Source organism: Methylobacterium guangdongense (genome assembly GCF_038442355.1).
Taxonomy (GTDB): Bacteria; Pseudomonadota; Alphaproteobacteria; order Rhizobiales; family Beijerinckiaceae; genus Methylobacterium; species Methylobacterium guangdongense.
Genome location: NZ_JBBXMX010000014.1, coordinates 46,781 through 65,124, shown reverse-complemented (window position 1 = coordinate 65,124; position 18,344 = coordinate 46,781). Strand labels below are relative to the sequence as shown.

General features: G+C 72.3%; 17 protein-coding genes and 2 riboswitches. Of the genes, 7 read left to right on the top strand and 10 right to left on the bottom strand.

What is annotated here, in order from left to right; translation table 11 throughout:
* Positions 1 to 2 precede the first annotated feature (2 nt).
* Positions 3 to 860 (bottom strand): TrmH family RNA methyltransferase, encoded by an 858-nt coding sequence (locus tag AAHG09_RS22625; RefSeq protein WP_342109756.1) that lies wholly within the window; start codon positions 858 to 860, stop codon positions 3 to 5.
* A gap of 758 nt (positions 861 to 1,618) precedes the next feature.
* On the opposite strand from AAHG09_RS22625, the gene AAHG09_RS22620 reads away from it, so the two are divergent.
* The 3 genes from AAHG09_RS22620 (at position 1,619) to AAHG09_RS22610 (ending at position 3,961) form a co-directional block, all read left to right on the top strand.
* Entirely contained in the window at positions 1,619 to 2,713 is a 1,095-nt protein-coding gene (locus AAHG09_RS22620; protein WP_342109755.1) for a replication protein RepA, read from the top strand.
* Positions 2,714 to 2,830: 117 nt separating this feature from the next.
* Complete coding sequence (locus AAHG09_RS22615) at positions 2,831 to 3,469, top strand: hypothetical protein (protein ID WP_342109754.1); 639 nt, start codon at positions 2,831 to 2,833, stop codon at positions 3,467 to 3,469.
* 273 nt (positions 3,470 to 3,742) lie between these two features.
* On the top strand, positions 3,743 to 3,961 hold the full coding sequence (locus AAHG09_RS22610) for a hypothetical protein (protein ID WP_342109753.1): 219 nt from the start codon (positions 3,743 to 3,745) through the stop codon (positions 3,959 to 3,961).
* A gap of 43 nt (positions 3,962 to 4,004) precedes the next feature.
* Here the strand turns inward: AAHG09_RS22610 and AAHG09_RS22605 are convergent, their stop codons facing one another.
* The 7 genes from AAHG09_RS22605 to AAHG09_RS22575 form a co-directional block, all read right to left on the bottom strand.
* Complete coding sequence (locus AAHG09_RS22605; protein WP_342109752.1) at positions 4,005 to 4,349, bottom strand: hypothetical protein; 345 nt, start codon at positions 4,347 to 4,349, stop codon at positions 4,005 to 4,007.
* An 856-nt stretch (positions 4,350 to 5,205) separates the two neighbouring features.
* A complete protein-coding gene (locus AAHG09_RS22600; RefSeq protein WP_342109751.1) occupies positions 5,206 to 6,936 on the bottom strand; it encodes a DEAD/DEAH box helicase in 1,731 nt (576 codons plus the stop codon).
* A 222-nt stretch (positions 6,937 to 7,158) separates the two neighbouring features.
* A complete protein-coding gene (gene cobF / locus AAHG09_RS22595) occupies positions 7,159 to 7,959 on the bottom strand; it encodes a precorrin-6A synthase (deacetylating) (RefSeq protein WP_342109750.1) in 801 nt (266 codons plus the stop codon).
* 41 nt (positions 7,960 to 8,000) lie between these two features.
* On the bottom strand, positions 8,001 to 8,963 hold the full coding sequence (locus tag AAHG09_RS22590; RefSeq protein WP_342109749.1) for an ornithine cyclodeaminase family protein: 963 nt from the start codon (positions 8,961 to 8,963) through the stop codon (positions 8,001 to 8,003).
* Positions 8,964 to 9,095: 132 nt separating this feature from the next.
* Entirely contained in the window at positions 9,096 to 10,217 is a 1,122-nt protein-coding gene (locus AAHG09_RS22585; protein WP_342109748.1) for a DSD1 family PLP-dependent enzyme, read from the bottom strand.
* A gap of 39 nt (positions 10,218 to 10,256) precedes the next feature.
* A complete protein-coding gene (locus AAHG09_RS22580; RefSeq protein ID WP_342109747.1) occupies positions 10,257 to 11,396 on the bottom strand; it encodes a pyridoxal-phosphate dependent enzyme in 1,140 nt (379 codons plus the stop codon).
* Between the two features lie 152 nt (positions 11,397 to 11,548).
* A complete protein-coding gene (locus AAHG09_RS22575; RefSeq protein ID WP_342109746.1) occupies positions 11,549 to 12,823 on the bottom strand; it encodes a D-amino acid dehydrogenase in 1,275 nt (424 codons plus the stop codon).
* A gap of 64 nt (positions 12,824 to 12,887) precedes the next feature.
* Positions 12,888 to 12,998: riboswitch (glycine riboswitch) on the bottom strand.
* A gap of 3 nt (positions 12,999 to 13,001) precedes the next feature.
* Positions 13,002 to 13,104, bottom strand: a riboswitch (glycine riboswitch).
* A gap of 280 nt (positions 13,105 to 13,384) precedes the next feature.
* Here AAHG09_RS22575 and AAHG09_RS22570 point away from each other — a divergent pair.
* Positions 13,385 to 13,654, top strand: coding sequence for a hypothetical protein (locus AAHG09_RS22570; RefSeq protein WP_342109745.1), 270 nt, complete (start codon positions 13,385 to 13,387; stop codon positions 13,652 to 13,654).
* A gap of 92 nt (positions 13,655 to 13,746) precedes the next feature.
* The gene (locus tag AAHG09_RS22565) at positions 13,747 to 14,352 is read left to right on the top strand and encodes a glutathione S-transferase (RefSeq protein ID WP_342109744.1); all 606 of its coding nucleotides are present in this window, start codon (positions 13,747 to 13,749) and stop codon (positions 14,350 to 14,352) included.
* Positions 14,353 to 14,483: 131 nt separating this feature from the next.
* On the opposite strand, the gene AAHG09_RS22560 is transcribed toward AAHG09_RS22565, so the two are convergent.
* Together AAHG09_RS22560 and AAHG09_RS22555 are read right to left on the bottom strand one after the other, a co-directional pair.
* Positions 14,484 to 14,960 (bottom strand): DoxX family membrane protein, encoded by a 477-nt coding sequence (locus AAHG09_RS22560; protein ID WP_342109743.1) that lies wholly within the window; start codon positions 14,958 to 14,960, stop codon positions 14,484 to 14,486.
* A gap of 240 nt (positions 14,961 to 15,200) precedes the next feature.
* Positions 15,201 to 15,518: a hypothetical protein gene (locus tag AAHG09_RS22555; RefSeq protein ID WP_342109742.1), complete on the bottom strand. Its 318-nt coding sequence runs from the start codon at positions 15,516 to 15,518 to the stop codon at positions 15,201 to 15,203.
* Positions 15,519 to 15,862: 344 nt separating this feature from the next.
* On the opposite strand from AAHG09_RS22555, the gene AAHG09_RS22550 reads away from it, so the two are divergent.
* Together AAHG09_RS22550 and AAHG09_RS22545 are read left to right on the top strand one after the other, a co-directional pair.
* Positions 15,863 to 16,459 carry a response regulator transcription factor gene (locus tag AAHG09_RS22550; protein ID WP_342109740.1) on the top strand — a complete coding sequence of 199 codons (597 nt, stop codon included), beginning with the start codon at positions 15,863 to 15,865 and terminating at the stop codon, positions 16,457 to 16,459.
* The gene (locus tag AAHG09_RS22545) at positions 16,456 to 18,237 is read left to right on the top strand and encodes an ATP-binding response regulator (RefSeq protein ID WP_342109739.1); all 1,782 of its coding nucleotides are present in this window, start codon (positions 16,456 to 16,458) and stop codon (positions 18,235 to 18,237) included. The genes AAHG09_RS22550 and AAHG09_RS22545 overlap by 4 nt, the downstream gene beginning before the upstream one ends.
* The last annotated feature ends 107 nt before the right edge of the window (positions 18,238 to 18,344 follow it).

The following is an 18,344-nucleotide window of genomic DNA, read 5'->3' as shown; positions in this document are numbered from 1 at the left end:
GCTCAAGCCTTCGATCGGCCCAGGGCGTAGAGGGTGATGGCGGCGGCGTTCGAGACGTTGAGGCTGCGGATCGCCCCCGAGAACGGGATCCGGGCCAGCACGTCGCAGCAGCTCCGGGTCCGCTCGCGCAGGCCCTTGCCCTCGGCGCCCAGCACGATCACCAGCGGCCGGGCGACCGTCAGGGTGTCGAGGCTTTCCGGCGCCTCGGAATCGAGCCCGACGCGCGTATAGCCCCGCTCGCCCAGTTCGATCAGCGCCTCGGCGAGGTTGCGCACGGTCACGAACGGCACGTGCTCCAGCCCGCCGGAGGCGGATTTCGCCAGGACCCCGGTGGCGCCCGGCGCGTGGCGGGCCGTGGTGACGATCCCCGCGACCCCGAAGGCCGCGGCGGTGCGCACGATCGCCCCGACATTGTGCGGGTCGGTGATCTGATCGAGCGCCAGCAGCAGGGCGTCGGCCGGCAGGTCGTCGAGCCCGGGGGCGGGGAGGGGCTCCGCTTCGAGATACAGGCCCTGGTGGACCGCATCCGGCCCGAGCAGCCGGCCGATCTCGCTCGGCCGCACCAGCTCGGGCGCGATCCGCAGGGCACCGCCGAACTCCGCCTCCAGGCGCGCGGCGGCGTTCTCGGTGGCGAGCAGCCGGTGCAGGCCCCGGTCCGCGTTGCCCAGCGCCTGGACCACCGGGTGCCAGCCGTAGAGCACGGCAGCCCCGTCGGCCCCGGCCTCCCGCCGGGGACCGGCCGAGGCGGGGTGATGGGCGGGGTGATGGCCGGGCCGCCCGCCCGGTCGCCAGGAACCGGGCGGACGCCCGCCCGGTGACCGGCCCTTGGCCGGGCGATCGTCGTTGCGGCGGTCCGTCATGGGGACGCGACGGGTGAGCGGGACATCGGCTTGGCCTTTCGCGGCGCCCTCTTCGGAGGACCCGAGAAACCGGGCGTCATCGTCCACGTCAAGCGGGCCTTCGGCACAGAGCGTCGGCGCGTCCCGCGATCGAGGGTCCCCCCGGATTGTGGACAAGGCGCGGATATTCCCTTCAATCCCTGTGAAAATTCCTTCTGCCCAGCGCCGTTCGATGAAACGAACGCTGCTCGGCGACGTAGGAAGATTATCTGGAAGAGTCTTTCAGAGAGTCAGTTCAGTGGGTTATATGCGGTCCGAAATCCGTCAGTCCTGCCAGGGGGTTGGTGGCACTTCGCGCATCCGACTCTGCGCGGGGCCGCATCGAACTCTGCGCGCCCGCGTATCGGAGTCTGCGCCGGGTCGGCGGGGTGCCGTATCGGAGTCTGCGCATCCGCGTATCGAATTCGGCGCGGAATCCGGCCGGCGGCGGTGGATAACGGGGACGGAATGCGGGGACCGGGGCGTATCGAACTCTGCGTGACCGGACCGGGCCGGCGCGGGCCGTATGCGACTCTGCGCGGTTCCGCTTCTAACCCCGCGGGCAGCTCTTCGGGCAACACTTCGGGCAACCACCTCGGGCGACCCCGTGGGGAAGCGTGGATTGCCGGGACAAACCGGATCGGACCCGGGCCCCGGCGGCCGAATCGTGGCATGGCAGGATCGGGCCGCCATCCCGTCCACGGGGGAGGGCGCGTCCGGGCGACGCGAGCCGAGGGGCGATGACCATCGAGGAGAAGATCGCCGGGATCCACGATCCGGACCTGCGGGCCGAGGTCGAGGCGGCGCGCGGCGGCTTCCTGTTCGCGCAGATCGTCGAGCACGTGCTGCACCGGCAGCGCGAGCGCGACGCGCAGGCCGCCCTCCTCGGCGAGGAGGAGCGCCGACGGTCGAACCTGTCCCGCGACCAGCGCCGCCGCGACGCCGTGCGGCTCGTGATCGAGAGCGAGCCGGCCCTGCCGTCGAGCCTGCAGCACATCCATTCGGTGCTGGCGCTGTGCGGCCTGCCCTACCGCGATCCCGGGCCGGTGCGCGAATTCTCCCGCACCTACGGGCGCAACTCGCTGAGCCTGATCGCCGGGCGGATCAAGGATCCGGAGACCGGCGCCTTCGAGCCCCAGGGCCTGCCCTACGGGCCGAAGGCCCGGCTGATGCTGCTCCACCTCTGCACCGAGGCGGTGCGCCAGCGCAGCCCCACCGTGAAGGTCGCCGAGACCCTGTCGGGCTTCATGCGCGAGATGGGGTTCGCGGTGACCGGCGGCGAGCGCGGCACCATCCGGCAGTTCAAGGAACAGCTGAACCGGCTGGCCGCCTGCTCGATGCAGATCGGCCTCTGGGACGGGCGCGACAGCGCCACCACCCTCAACGTCCCGCCCTTCCGCAGCCTGGAGCTGTGGCGCCCCCGGGCCGGCGAGGGGGACGAGACCGCGGAGCGCACCGTGCGCTTCGATCCGGAATTCTACGAGACCCTGATCCGGCACGCCCTGCCGGTCGACATCCGGGCCGCCCGGGCCTTCTCGGGCTCGGCGCGCAAGCTCGACCTGCTGTTCTGGACCGGCTACCGGCTGCGGTCGCTCCAGCGCCCGCTCCGGCTGACCTGGACCAACCTCCACGCGCAGTTCGGGGCCGAGAACGCCTCGATCCGCAGCTTCCGGCAGGCCTTCAAGGCGGATCTCGCCCATCTGCGCGAGGTCTTTCCGCGCCTGCCGGTCGTGCTCGACGACAACGGCCTGACCCTGCATCCGGCCGATCCCAGCACCCTGCTGGTGCCGCCCCGGCCGGCCTCGAAGGGAATGCGGGCGCGCCACAGGGAATAGAATGGTGCTGGGTCGGGAAGGAAGATACATTCCCTTGCCGGGGCCGAATTCGCGGCCCGGGATATTCCCATTGCCTGGAACAGGCGTTATATTCCTTCCGACGCGAAGGAATGACCGATGGGCCTGTCGGATGCCGAGATCGAGATGCGGCTGGCGGCGCTGCGGCGCCAGCGCGAGGCGCTCGACCGGGAGATCGCGGATCTCGTGCTCTATCGGGAACTCGGCCGCCGCTTCGGGTCCGTGAGGGCAGGGGCCGGCGGACCCGATCCGGATGCTGCTCCGGACCCCGGGCCTGTCCCGGCGCCGGTGCCCGAGCGAACCGGCCCGCGGGACACGAGCCCGGCCCCCCACCCCGCTGCGGCCCGAGCGATTCCGGAGGATCCCGCGCCGGGCGCGGCGCGCGCGGCCGGCCGGGGAAGCGCGCCCACCGGATCGCCCCCGCCGGGGCCTTCCGAGGCCTGGGCGGAACCGGAGGCGGCCCCGCCGGCCATCGCCTTCGCGGACGACGTCGCCGGGGCTCGACGCTACGGCCGGGCCCTGGTGGAGGCCGCCTGCGCGGCCCTCGCGCGGGCCGGCCGGCCGCTGCACGCGGCGGAGATCCTCGACGCCCTCTCGGCGCAGGGCTTCACCCTGCCGGGCCGCGACCCCGTGGCGGCCCTCAACACCCGGTTGTGGAAACGGTCCGGACCGGGTGGCCCCCTCCGGCGGGTCGGCGAGGCCACCTACGCCCTGGCGGCGGACGGGGTCTCGGCCTGATCGGCCGGTCACGAATGCGCGACGGCCGGCCCGGCCCGGCCCCGCGTCCTTCATAGTGGGGTCGTGCAGCGCCGGACAATCGGATCGATTCCGGGCGCGTGGTGCGACGCGCGCGTCCGTCGCGCCGGTCTCCACGCCGGCAGGGCGCGCTGGCGGCGCGGCGGGGCCATGCCGGGCCCGGGCTCGGGCCCGGGCCGCGGACGGGCCGGGTAGGGGTGTCATGGACGGAAACGGCGGGGATCGGGGCCTCGAGCGCGCGCCGGGACCTGCGCGGTGACGGGGGCGCTCGCCAATCCGGCCGCGCAGGCCTGTGCCTTCGTGCTCGGCTGCGCGGTGATCCATGCCGCCCGGGCCCACGCGGAGGTTCTCACGCGCCTGCTGGTCGCCGTGGCGATCGGGACGACCGTGCTGCTGCTGCTCGCCGCCTCCCTCACCTACGCGCCGGGGCCGGATGGCAGCTTCGACGAAGTCACGGTCTACGCGGCCCCGTGAAGCAGTCCCATGAGGCGGCCCCGTGATGCGCCGGCCGGGCGGCTCAGTTGATCATGCAGAAGCCGGCCCCGGTTCCGATCCGGCGCTCCTGCGCGCACCAGGGCCGGGCAGGGCCGGGCGGGGCCTTCAGATCGGCGACGGCCTGGCCCGCGCCCGCCTCGGCGCCACGCGGGGGCCTCTCGCCGGTCGCGAGCACGCGCGACACGGACGGATCGCCCTCGGGGGCACGGGTCTCGATGGGGCCGGTATCGACCTTCAGCTCGGGGGCCCGGTCGCTCGACTGCGCCAGATCGGGCGGGGCCAGCGTCGCGAGCCCGGGCATGTCCTGCGCGGCGGCGGCACCGCACAGGATCAGACAGGCGGCCGGAGCCGTGAGGAACCTGAGCATCGACGAAGCTCCTGATGCGAACGATCCCGCCGCCCGACTCTCGGGCCGAGACCGGGCGGCGGTCGAATCTAGGGCGGAGCCCGTTAAGGACGGACAAAGATTTAGGATGAACAAGGGTTTATCATTTCCCGGCGGTCCTGGGCCTGATCGATCAATCTTGATCAGGACCCAGGCGCGAGGCCGGCGGCGCCCTGCACCGCTCCCGGACCCGGCTGACGGGTGCGGGTGAACCGCCTGCCCCACACCGTTCGCCGCGAACGTCCTGCCCGAAGCCGCGCAGCCGATATCGCGGGTGCGCGCGGCCCTGAGGGCGTGCGGCTCTCGGGGCCGGTCTTGCTCAGGGCCGGTCTTGGAAATGGCCTCGGATGCGGCCTTGGCGGGGAGGGCGCCCGAACGGCCCTCGCCCGGTGGCGCACCGCCAATCCTGTCGCGCCGCAGGTCCTCCGGTGGAGGCTCCAGCCGGGCATCTGCGGGCGCCCGCCCGGCGTCCCGCTACCCGTGATCATGCCGCCGAGCCAGACGCCACCCGACGACCTCCACCGACCAACCCCCGGCCGCCCCATCCGGTGTTCGCATAAGATATATTATGGAACCAAAGCGCTGCGCCGCCCGGGTGAGGGGGGCTTGGTATGCCAGTTCGACACGCCGTGGTTCGACGAGACGCCGTGGTTCGACCCGCCTCCTCGCAAGCACGCCTGACGGGGGCGCGGCCGGCCGAGGCGGGCGTTTCCCGGCCGGAGCGGTCGGCGGATCGACGCCGCGTCGTGGGCGCGTGCCGGTTTCCAGCCGCCCGGCGTCAGGCCGAGGCGCTGCGGATCCGGGTGAGGGCGGTCCCGGCCCCCTCCCCGCACCCGTGTCACGCCGCACGTCCGGACCGCCGACGGGTATCGCCGAGGATGCGCCCGTCCTCCGCCCGGCACTCGATCTGCTCCGTCAGCCGGCCCGGCCGGATCCGGATCGCCACGGGGCGGACCAGGCGATCGGCGCGCTCCAGGAATCCGGCGCTGCTCATGGGCGCATCCCGGCCGCCGCCGAGGCCGCGCCACCACTGCACGGCCTTCTCGCGCGCGTAGCCGCTGCGCTCCGGGTGCAGGCGGACGTGCCAAGCGGCCTCCACGGCCCCGTCGCGCCAGCCGAGCACGAGATCGAGCCCGTCCGGCGCGGCCTCCAGCCCCAGCGCCGTGACCGGATGCCAGGGCGCGTCCCTGGGCGCGTCCTGTCCGCCGCCGTCCGCCGCGGGGGCGGGGCCGGCCGATCCGGGGTCCTGGGCGCCCGGATCGGCCGAGAGGATCGGCCATTCGTCGTCGGCCGCGGCCGCGTGCGGGGCATCCGCCTCCGCGTCCACCTCCGGCTCGGTCCAGCAGGATTCGCAGGTCGAGGCGTTGAGGGGGATCAGGGCGCCGCAGCCGGGGCAGGGCTTGGCCCGCAGGCCCCCTGCCCCGCCCAGCAACTGGCTCTGGATCTCCCCGGCGCTCCGGGCGGTCACCGCGTCCACCGGACCGTGCATCCGCACCAGCCCGGCATAATCGAGGATCAGCGCGTCGGTCTTGCCCGGCGCACGGCGCAGGGCCCGGCCGACCTGCTGGACGTAGAGGCCGGTGCTGCGGGTCGGGCGCAGCAGCGCCACGAGATCGACCTCGGGGACGTTGAAGCCGGTGCCCAGCACGCCGACCGAGGTCAGGCACCGGATCCGTCCGGCCCGGAAGGCGGCGACGATCCGGTCGCGCTCCCGGCGGGGCGTCTCGCCCGAGACGGTCTCGCAGGCATAGCCCTCCGCCCGCACGGCGTCGCGCACGGCCTCGGCATGGGCGAGCCCGGCGCAGAAGGCGAGCCAGGCCCGGCGCCCGCGTCCATAGTCGGCGAGTTCGGCCACCGCGGCCCGGGTGATGGCGTCGCGGTTGACCGCCGCCTCCAGCTCCCCCGGGATGTAGTCGCCCGCGCGCCGCCCGACGCCCGAGACGTCGAGCTGGGTGAGCGTCGCCTTGGACACGAGGGGCGCCAGAAAACCCTGCCGGATCAGCGTGAAGGTGTCGGCCTCGTAGGCGATGCCGGAGAACAGCCGATGCGGGCCCTCGTCGAGCCGGCCCGAATCGAGCCGGTAGGGGGTCGCGGTGAAGCCCGCCACCCGCATCCCGGGTGCGCGCGCCCGCAGGCCCGCCAGGAACCGGCCGTAGCGGGTCTCGGCGGCCCGGGGGATCAGGTGGGCCTCGTCGACGATCACGAGGTCGCGGGGCCCCACGGCGTCGAGCCGGTCGGCCACCGACTGGATGCCGCAGACCAGCACCTGCGCGCCCGCCTCCCGCCGCCCGAGCCCGGCGGAGAAGATCCCGGCCGGCGCCTCCGGCCAGGCGCGGGTGAGCTCGGAAAAATTCTGGGCGACGAGCTCGCGGCTGTGGGTGACGATCACCACCCGGGCGAGGGGGTTCTCGTCCAAGGTCTCCCGGGCCAGCGCCGCGATCACGAGCGACTTGCCGGCGCCGGTGGGCAGCACGATCAGGTGCCCGGGCGCTGCCGTCTCCACCCCTCCCCGCCCCCAGGCGGCCGCGAGCGCGTCGAGGCTGGCCCGCTGATAATCCCGCAGGCGCATACCCTGCTCCGGTCCCGACATGCCCGTCTTCACCCCAGCCCGATCGGTCCTGATCCCGGGATCCCAAAGGGCCTTCGGCCCTTTGGCGGGGTGTCGGGGCAGAGCCCCGATCTCGGGCAGAGCCCGACGATCGGGCGAAGCCCGACAGCAGGGCTCTGCCCTGGACCCGCAAAAGGTCGCAGACCTTTTGAATCCCGGATTCTTGCGCGGTGGAAGCGCCCTCTAACGGGACCCGTCGGCTTTGTCCGTGGCGGCGCGGTCACGGCGCAGCAGGTAGATGTCCATGATCCAGCCGTGGCGCTCCCGGGCCTCGGCCCGGACCCGGCGGATCTCCGCGTCCACGTCACCGAGCCGTCCGGCGATCAGGATCTCGTCCGGGCTGCCGAGATAGGCGCCCCAGAAGATCGTCAGGTCCGGGTCGAGAGGGCCGAAGGCGGGATCGCCGTCGAGCATCACCACGACGCTGTCGACGTCGTCTTCGACCCCTTGGGGCCAGCCCGCCGCGAGACGCCGGCCGGTGGTGATCAGCACCGATCCGCCGATGCCGTTCAGCGGCACGCCGTGGCGGGCGGCGAGCACCTGCACGCTCGACAGGCCGGGGATCACCGTCCGGGTGAACGCCACCTGCCCGCGGGCGGCGATGCGGTCGAGGATGCGCAGCACGCTGTCGTAGAGGGCCGGATCGCCCCAGGCGAGAATCGCCCCCACTTCCCCCGGCCCGAGATGCTCCGCGAAGGCCGCCTCCAGCCGTTCGGCCCGGGCCGCGTGCCAGGCCGCGACGGTGCTGCCGTAATCGGCCGGACGGCGCTCCCGGGGCGGATCCTCCACGGTGATGACGCGATGGGGCTTGGCGATATGGGCCGCGCAGATCCGCCGGCGGATCGCGACGAGGTCGGCGGTCTCGGCGCGCTTGTCGAGCACGAACACCGCGTCGACATCCGCGAGCGCCCGCACCGCCTGGAGGGTCAGGTGCTCGGGATCGCCCGTGCCGATGCCGATGACCCGGATCTGTCTGTCCTGCATGCCGCCCTCCGCCGACAGGGGAGGGCCGGCGCCGGCTTGCCCTACAGGCGCGCGTCGGCTTTGGCGAGGATCGCCCGGGCGATGGTCAGGTCCTGCAGGGCGATGCCGGAGGAGTCGAACACGGTGATCGCCTCTGCACTGGCGCGACCCCTGTTACCGCCCCCCTTCTCGCCCCCCTGCCCGCCCCGCAGCACGTCGCCGATCGCCGTGAGACCGCCTTGAGCCTGTGCGGAGGCGTGCTGGAACTCGCCGATGGTGCGCGACTGCTCGGGCAGGTCGCAGAACAGGGCCGCGCGCTCCAGCAGGGCCGGGGGCAGTTCCTGCTTGCCCCTGGCGTCGGCCCCCATGGCGGCGACATGCGTGCCGGGGCGGACCCATGCGGCCTCGAACAGCGGCGCCCGGGCCGGCGTCGCCGTGACGATCACGTCGGCGGCTTCGCAGGCCTCCTGCGGTGAGACCGCCCGCACGTCGAGCCCGGAGGCCCCCTGCCCCGCCAGGCGCTCGGCAAAGCCCGCGACCTTGGTGGCATCCCGGGCGACGACCAGCACGGTCCGGATCGGCAGCACCCGGGCCAAAGCCGCGGCCTCGAACTCCGCTTGGTTGCCGGCGCCGAACACGGCGAGCACCGCCGAATCCGGCCGGGCCAGCACGCTGGCCGCCACCGCATCGGCGGCGGCGGTCCGGTAGGCGTTGACGCGGCCCGCCTCGATCACCGTGTCGACCCGGCCGACATCCTGGTCGAACAGCAGGATCACCGAATTGTGCCGGGGCAGGCCCCGGTCCGGGTTGCCGGGCCAGAACGAGCCGACCTTCAGCCCGGCATAGTCGGCGGTCGCGCCCGACTTGATCGAGAACCGGTTGGTCGGCTCCGAGCCGTGCCCGAGCACCGCCGGGAACAGGGTGGTGCCCGGCGCCACCGCGGCGATCAGCGCCTCCCGGGCCGCGTCGAACGCCATGGCGTGATCGACCAGCGCGGCCGATTCCTCCTCCGAGATGAAGCGCATGGGTTCTTGGACCTCCCGAGTCATGGTTTCAAAAGGTCGAGACCTTTTGCGGGTCCAGGGCAGAGCCCTGGTGAATACCTCAGGGCTCCGCCCTGAGAACCCGCCAAAGGGCCTCGGCCCTTTGGGATCCCGTTACAGCGTCATGCCGCGGGCGGTGACCGGCCAGATCGCCTCGACCCGGCCGTCCCGCACGCCCACGTACCAGTCGTAGACGTTGACCGTCGGGTCGCAATGGCCGGGGATCAGCTTCAGGCGCTCGTTGAGCTTGAGCACGTTGCCGGGATCGCTCAGCACCCCGTGCTCGTCGGAGCACTTGATGTACTCCACGTCGTCCCGGCCGAAGACCTTCGGCAGGCCGCTGTCGATGCTCTGCGCCTTCAGGCCGGCGTCGCAGATCGCGACATCCGCCTTCGCCTTGCTCATGATCGCCGTATAGATGAACAGGCTGTTCTCGAAATCGGTGATCGGGCGCCCCTCGGCGTCCTTCACCCGCTGGTAGTCCACGTCCATGAAGACGTAGGAGCCGCATTGCAGCTCGTTGTAGACGCCGCTGCCGCCCTCCATCGCGAAGCTGCCGGTGCCGGCCCCCGCCACGATGGCGCACGCGAGCCCCTCGGCCTTGAGCAGGTCGACGGTGCGCTTCGTCTCGTCGATCGCCGTCTGGATCAGGGCCTTGCGCTCGCCGAAATCGCGCACGTGCTGGGCCTTGCCCTGGTAGGCCTGCAGGCCCCCGAAGCTCAAGCCCGGCGCCGCCGCGATCCTCTTGGCGATCGCCACCGCAGGCTCGCCCGGCGCGACGCCGCAGCGGCCGGCCCCGACATCGATCTCCACGAGGCATTCGAGGGTGACGCCGTATTGGACCGCCGCCGCCGAGAGGTCGTCGACATTGCCGAGGTCGTCGACGCAGACCAGCACCCGCGCCCGCTTGGCCAGGGCCGCGAGGCGCTCGATCTTCTGCGGTGCGGTCACCTGATTGGAGACCAGCACGTCGCGGATGCCGGCGCTCACCAGCGCCTCGGCCTCGCTGACCTTCTGGCAGCAGACGCCGCAGGCGCCGCCCCGCTCGATCTGCAGGGTGGCGATGTCGGACGACTTGTGGGTCTTGGCATGCGCCCGGTGGCGCAGGCCGCGCTCCTTCATGAAGCCGCCGAGCTTGTCGATGTTGCGCTCGAGGGCGTCGAGATCGACCAGCAGGCAGGGGGTGTCGACCGCCTCGACCGGCATCCCGACGGTGGCGGGGATGTTGTTGCGCATGGGTGTCTCCTCCGGATCTTGTTGCGTCGGCAGGTCCCGTCAGGGGGCGAGGCCCAGAAGCTCGGCGATGCGCGGCGTCGCCTTGATGCCGGTGCCGGTGAGCACCACCACGGTGGTCTCCCCGGGCCGGATCGCGCCGCGCGCGGTGAGATCGGTGAGCGCCGCCGCCGCCATGGCACAGGTCGGCTCGACGTAGAGACCCGACCGGGCGAGCTCCATCAGCGCCGCCTCGATGGATTCCTCGGAGACCGCCACGGTGCCGCCGCCGGAGCGGCGGAGCGCCGCCAGCACCGCCCGGCCCCGGACCGGCTGGGCGATCGAGGCGCCCTCGGCCAGGGTCGGGCGGGGCGTGACCGGCACGAAATCCTCGGCGCCCGCCTCGAAGCCCGCATGCAGGGGCGCGCAATGGGCCGGCTGCACCGCGTAGAGGCGGGGGAGCCGGGCGATCGCCCCCCGGCGCAGCAGCTCCGAGAAGCCGATATCGCAGCCGAGGATGTTGCTGCCCGCCCCGCAGGGGATGATGACGTGGTCGGGCGCGGCAAAGCCCAGATCCTCCCACAGCTCGTAGGCCAGCGTCTTGGTGCCCTGGAGGAAGTGGGCCTGCCAGTTGTGGCTGGCGTAGAAGATCGAATCCGCCTGGGCGACGGCGGCGTCGGCGGTGTCCTGGCGGGTGCCGGGGATCAGCTCGACTTCGGCGCCGACGGCGCGCATCTGCACGGTCTTGGCCGGCGAGGTCGAGGCCGGGACCAGGATCTTGGCCCGCATCCCGGCCGCCGCCGCGTAGGTCGCCACCGCGGCCCCGCCATTGCCGGAGGAATCCTCCAGCACCGCGTCCACCCCCTGCTGGCGCAGGATCGACAGCATCACGGAGGCGCCCCGGTCCTTGAAGCTGCCGGACGGCGCGAACCATTCGAGCTTGAAATGCGCGTGCCCGCCCCGCCAGGGCCGGCGCACCAGCGGCGTGCAGCCCTCCCCCAGCGTGACCGGATCGGCGACCGCCACCGGCAGCGCGGCGGCATAGCGCCAGAGGGAGCGCTCGGCCGTGTCGATCTCCCCACGATCGATCCCGGGAAGATCCGTGATCATCAGCGGACCGCCCGTCTCGGAGCGCCAGCGCGGCGTCTCGATCGGGTAGGTCGCCCCGGTGGCGGGGTCGAGATAGGCGGCGGAGGGGGGCATCGCGGCTCGGATTCCGGGGCGGTTCGGAAAGAGAATACAAAATAATCTCGGGCGGCGCGCCCCCCGTCTCGCGAGTGGGACCGCGCGCCGCGCGTCAGGGCTTTGCCCTGACAACCCGCCAAAGGGCCTCGGGCCCTTTGGAAACCCGAGACTTAGGCCGCCAGTGGCAGGATCGTCTGCCCCGGCGCGTGCTCGGCGGCGATCGCCTCGGCGACGAGTTCCGCCGTGGCCCCCGAGAGGGTCCAGCCGAGATGGCCGTGGCCGGTGTTGTAGAACACCCCGGGCCGGCGGCCCCGGCCGACCTTGGGCAGCATGTTGGGCAGCATCGGGCGCAGGCCGCTCCAGGCCACCACCCGGTCGGTGTCGACCAGCGGGAACTGCTCCCGGGTCCAGTCGACCAGCGGCTGGATCCGGTCGTGGCGGATGTCGCGGTTGAAGCCGTTGAACTCGGCGGTGCCGGCCACCCGCAGGCGCTCGTCGCCGAGCCGGCTCGTGACGATCTTGGCCGCCTCGTCGAGGATGCTCACCTCCGGGGCCGCCTTCTGCGCCTCCGGGGTCAGCAGGTTCACGGTGATCGAGTAGCCCTTCACCGGGTAGACGTTGACCCGGTCGCCGAGCATCGCCGCGAAGTGCCGGCTGGCGCAGCCCGCGCAGATCACCACCGCGTCGGCCTGCAGGACCTGCGGCGCCTCCCCGGGGCGGCCGGCGGAATGCCCAGCTTGTCGCCAGCCGACGGCGTAGCCCCCCTCCCCCGGCGCGATCGTCGCGACCTCGGCGTCCTGGACGAAGCGGACCCCCTTGCGCGCGCAGGCCGCCGCCAGGCCCCGGGTGAACTTGTGGATGTCGCCGGTGGCGTCCGAGGGCGTGAAGTAGCCTCCCACGTAGGACCCGGCCAGCGTCGGCTCGATGGCGCGGATCTCCTCCGGGGTCACGGCGTAGCGCTCCAGCCCGCCCTCCCGCAGCAGGGCGTTGACGGCGTGCGCCGTCTCGAAGCTCGCCCGGTCCCGGTAGAAGTGCAGGATGCCGCGGGTCTTCAGGTCGAAGTCGATCCCCTCGGCCTCCGCCATGGCGAACAGGGCCGTGCGCGCCTTGAGCGCCAGCCGCACGGTCTCCACGGTGTTCTGCCGGTAATGGGCGATCTCGCGCACGAATTCCGCCATCCACGACAGCTTGTGCCAGGACGGGGTGGGGTTCATCAGCAGCGGCGCGTCGCGGCGCATCATCCACTGGATGCCGTGGAGCACGGTGGAGACCTTGTTCCAGACCTCGGCGTTGCAGGCCGAGAGCTGGCCGCCATTGGCGAAGGAGGTCTCCATGGCGGCGTAGCGCTGCCGGTCGAGGACGGTGACGCGGTAGCCGCGCTGGGCAAGCGCATAGGCGGTCGTCACGCCGGTGATGCCGGCGCCGATCACGGCGATGTGGGTCATGGGTGGAACTCCGGAACGCGGACGCGGGAAGGCCGCCTCAAGCGGTCGGCCGGTTGCGCGCCCCATCTGTCCCGGTGCCTGAGAGCTTGATCCGGTCTGGCCCTGGCGAGGCCTTTCGCGGACGTCCCCTTCGGCGGGTGCCCACGGGCTTGGCCCGCTGCACCGCTCTCCAGATCGCCCTGACGACACGGTTCCGGTGCCTGAGAGTTTCCGGGGCGGTTGCTCCGTCGGCGCCGGGTCCCCCTCTGTGGGTGGATCCCGGTCTCTCCCGCATCGTCGCGATGGGCTGGACCTTCGATACCCCGATTCGGCGCCCCCCGAGAAGCCCGGATTCCCGGCACCCGGCCCGTTCCGCGGACAGCGCGTGCCCGTTGTCACCGGCCGCAGCGCTCCCGGGCGCCGGCCCGCGGGTTGTTTACATATCATATACTACAAGATTCATGATTTCACCAAAATGAACATATCTGCGTGAGATATATCCTATATCAATACAGCGCTTATCTTCTGGATGTAGGCTCTGCCGATCTGAGGGGGCTCTCGGATGATCGGGCGGTCAGCGCGATGGCGAAGTGGATACCTGGCGCGGCCGTGTTCGGCCTGCTGTGCCTGATGATCATCCCGGCGCCCGGGATCTGGGGCGTGCTGATCGGGGCCGCCTGCGTGCTGGCGATCCTCGGAAGCCTGTTCATGCTGGTCCTCGACCGGGTGGCGACCGCCATCCTCGCCTGGCGGGCGCGTGCCAGGGGCACGGGTGCCAAGCGCGCGGGCGCCAAGCCCTCGCACCGGACCCGGGTGGTGCATGCCGGCCCCGGGATGACCCGGAAGGTCTGACGGATCGGGCGCGCCGGGGACTGGATTCCCGGTCCCATCGGTGCAAGGTCCGGCGCCGCCCCCGCGGCGCCACGACCAACCGGGACGGTCCGATGAAGCTCTTCTATTCCCCCGCCTCCCCGTATGCCCGCAAGGTGCTGGTCCTCGCCCACGAGACCGGGCTGATCGACCGGATCACCGTCACGGCCGCCACGGCTTCCCCGACCGGCTCCGCCGCGGAGATCGCCGCCCACAACCCGCTCGGCAAGATCCCCGCCCTCATCCTGGAGGACGGGACCGCCCTCTACGACAGCCGGGTGATCTGCGAATACCTCGACGGCCGCTCCACCGGTCCGCGCCTGTTCCCCGAGGGCGACGCCCGCTGGGATGCCCTGACCCGGCAGGCGCTGGCCGACGGGCTGCTCGATGCGGCGTTGCTCACCCGCTACGAGCGCGTCCTGCGCCCGGAGGCGCAGCGCTGGGACGCCTGGGAGGCCGGACAGGTCGGCAAGATCGGGGCGGCGCTGGACCGGTTCGAGGCCCTGGCGGCCGACCTGCCGGCGCTCGACATCGGCACGGTCGCGCTGGCCTGCGCGCTGGGCTACCTCGACCTGCGCTTCCCCGACCTCGCGTGGCGCGAGGGCCGCCCCGCCCTGGCGGCGTGGTTCGCGGTCGTGGAGGGCCGGCCTTCTATGGTCGCCACCGTGCCGAAGGGCTGAGGGCCTGTCAGGGTTTCGAGAGGGTGAGCCCTTTCGCGGGTCCAGGGCGGAGCCCTGGTGCCGGACGTTGTCCGGTGTCGGGCTGCGCCCGAGACGGTCGGGGCCTTGCCCTGACGACCCACCAAAGGGCTTCAGCCCTTTGGAAGCCCGGATGCGACCGCGTAGGGATGGGTCGAACCGAGCGGATCGGCGAGGAAGTCCTGGACGGTCGAGGCCCCCGTGCCGAAGGTGATGAGCAGGAAGCCGCCCGCGAGGGCGAAATTCTTTAGGAAATCCCAGAACAGTTCGCGGCCCTTGCCGCCGGACCAGAAATCGCCCGGCTTCCAGAACTGTTTCCACAGGAGCGCCGTGACCCCGCAATAGCCGGCCATCACGAAGGCGGCGGCCCGGTCGGCGGTGCCGGTCAGGATGCACAGCGACATCCCGATCTCCACGGTGAGCCCGAGCAGGATCAGCACCGTGGCGGGCGCGGTGGCGTGCACGGCCTGGCGCGCCTGCCCGACCGCGCCCCTGAAGTTCAGGATCTTGTCGAGGGCGCTGAACGGCAGGAACAGCAGCACGAGGAGCAGGCGGACGCCGAACGCGACCGCGACGCTGAGGCTGGCCATGGGCGTGCGATGAATCCCGATCCGGCCCCGGGGCCTTCGCGTCGTCAACTAGGGCGCGGCCGGGAATGGGGAATCCGGTCCGCCGGGGTCCGGGCCCGATCGGGTGGCCGTGCGGCCGTCACCCGGTCACCCCGGTTCGATCCGGGGACGTCTCGCCCCCTGGTCCCGGGGCGCCGACACGCCGTCGAATCGACGACGCGCCATCGCCAGTCTCGCGACACGTATCGCGAACACACGCTCTCACGCACACAGCGTATCGGTACGCGGCCTCATCGCGACGATGAGGGCCGGGACATCCGAGGTGCCGGCCTGTCGGCTCGGTCCGCGCCCGAACGTCTGGGCCCAGGTGAGCCTGACCACCGTGTCGGGATCCGGCGGTGCGCCGGCCGCGCGAAGGGCCGCGCGACTGGCCGCCTTCCGTCGCTTCAGCGCGGCCGCACCGATCCACCGCACGATCAGGGCACGCCCTGCACGGCGCATCGGGACGGGTGCCGCGCAGGCGAGGCCGCGCCGCGTCAAACCGGCAACGGCGCGGCGCTTCGGGTGTGAATGGGCCATCACGCTCCCCGGGCTCGATTTCGGCGGGCAGGCCCGCCACGCATCGCGTTCCGGGCGTTCCGGGCGTTCCGGACGGCCCGGGGGCGCACGGAACCGCGGTGGTGCCGTGGGATCCGCCGCGCGCGGGGCGGATCACGATGCGCGCGCTGGTGCAGCATGATGTCCTCCCCGCCCGGCCTCCCGCGCGACACCCGGCCGGAGCGTGACCGCGGTCGTCGAAGGGGTCTTTCTAGCGGATCGGGCACGCGGCGGGGGGGCCGGCCCAACAAGGGCGTGGACCAGTCCAGATGGACTGGTCCACGCCGCGTGACGACACCGATACGATTGCTTTAGACAGGATTCGCATGGCGCAGGAAGCGATCCTCATCATCGACGATCACGCGCTGTTTCGGTCCGGCATCGTGTCGATGCTCTCGACGGCCTTCGACAGGATCCCGATCTTCGACAGCGCGTCCTTGCACGAGGCCCTCGCCCTCGTGGCGGTCGTTCCGACGATCATCCTTCTCGACATCCAGCTGCCCGGAATCGGCGGCCTGGAAGGGATGGGCCTCCTGCAGCGGCGCTGGCCTGCCGCCAGGATCGTCATCGTCTCCGCGCTGGATCAGCCCGATACGGTCGACACCGCGGTCGCCCAGGGGGCCAGCGCCTTCCTGTCCAAGGCCGATCGGCCGGACCGGATGATGACGGTCCTGCGCGAGATCCTGCACCGGTCCGCCGTCGCCCCGCCGGCCGCCGGTCTCGTCTGTCCGTCGCTGACGCCGCGGCAGGCCGAGGTGCTCGGCCTCGTCGGACGGGGCTTGTCCAACAAGATGATCGGGCGCCGTCTCGGGTTGTCGGAGCATACGGTCCGCGGCCATGTGCAGGGCCTGCTGTCGGCCCTCGGCGTCACCCGGCGCGCGGAGGCCGTCTTCAAGGCGCAACAGCTCGGGCTGATCCGATGACGCCGCCGCAGGACCACCGGATCGTCGCCGAGGAATTGCGCCTTGTCCTGGACGGGGTGGCGCAGTCGGTCGCCGTCGGCTTCCTCGTCTCGACGCTGATGCTCATCGTGCTGTGGACCCTGGCGCCGCACGGCATCCTGCTGGGCTGGTATGGCGCGTTCCTCCTCGAGCGGGTCGCGGCGGCCCGCTACGCCCGGCATGCGCGCCACGTCGTGAGCGAGCCCGGGCGCGCGCGCCGGGTCGAGCGCGTCGTCTTCCTGAGCAAGATCGTGGAAGGCACGATCCTGGGCTCGCTGATCGGCATCGCGCTCCCGCTGCAGGTGCCTGCGGTCAGCATCCTGACGATGTCGCTGCTGGGGGCGACCTGCAGCAACGGCGTCTCGCTCCTGGCACCGCGGCGCCACCTCTATCTCGCGCTCGTCGTCCCCGTCGCCCTCCTGGCGGCCGGGACCCTCTGGTCGCTGGGCGGCGCACCCTACCGGGCGCTGGCGATCTGCGCGCTCCTGTTCGTCGCCGGGCAGTACGGCCAGGTCGTGCTCGCGAGCCGCCGCGTCCGGGAATCGATCGAGCTCCGCTTCGAGAATACCGCCCTCGTCGAACGGTTGCGCGGCGAGACCGCCGCGGCCCACCGCGCCCGTCTCGACGCGGAGCACGCCAACACCGCGAAGTCGCAGTTCCTCGCGGCGGCCAGTCACGATCTGCGCCAGCCCGTCCACGCCCTGGGCCTGTTCCTGCAGGCGTTGAGCCAGACGGATCTGGGCGACCCCCAGCGCCGGATCCTCCAGAACGCCCAGGCGGCGAACGTCGCCTCGACGGACATGCTCAACACGCTGCTGGATTTCTCGCGCCTGGAAGCCGGGGTCGTGACGCCTCGCCCGGGGGCCTTCGAACTCCAGCCGCTCCTCGACAGGATCGAGAACGATCTCGCCCATCTGGCCGATGCCAAGAGCCTGATCTACCGGACGCTCCAGACGGATCTGGCCGTCGTCTCCGATGCCGCGCTGCTGGAGCTGGTCCTGCGCAATCTGGTGCTCAACGCCATCCGCTACACCGACCGCGGCGGCCTCCTCATCGGCTGCCGCCGCCGGGGGGACGACGTCTCGATCGAGGTCTACGACACGGGAATCGGCATCCCCGCGGCCAAGCAGGACGACATCTTCCGCGAGTTCTACCAGCTCGGCAATCCCGAGCGCGATCGCCACAAGGGCCTCGGCCTCGGGCTGGCCATCGCGCGGGGGATCGCGGACTCTCTGGGCCATGCGCTGTCCCTCTCGTCCCGGGAGGGGCAGGGCAGCGTGTTCCGGATCCGCGTGCCCCGAACACGCGAGGCCGTGACCGACGACGTCCGTGCGCCGGATGCCCCCGAGGGCGGCGACCCGAACGGCGCGCTGGCCGGCACCCGGATCGTGATCGTCGATGACGATGCCATCGTGCGCGACGCGATGGTGGCGCTCCTGACCGGCTGGGGATGCGTGTGCTGGGCCTTCGAACGGCCGGACGACGCGATCGGGGCCCTCTTGCGCGAGCCGGCACCGGATGTGCTGGTCTGCGATTACCGGTTGCGCGAGGGCCAGACGGGCGCCGAAGCCATCGCGCTTCTGAGGCGGCACTGGCAGCAGCCGATCCCGGCGCTCCTCATCACCGGCGACACCGCACCGGCGCGCCTGCGCGAAGCCTTGGACAGCGAGATCCCGCTCATCCACAAGCCGGTTCGCCCCGACATACTGAGACGGTCGCTGCTGGCGCTCGCGTCCCGTCTCCCCGCCTGCACGCCCTGACCGGAGCATCGCGCAGGCGAACCGCCGATCCCCCGAACCGCCGATCCCCCGAACCGTCGATCCCCGGCGGCGGGTTCGGGCCGCTGCGCGACCGCAGGCGCCCGCGC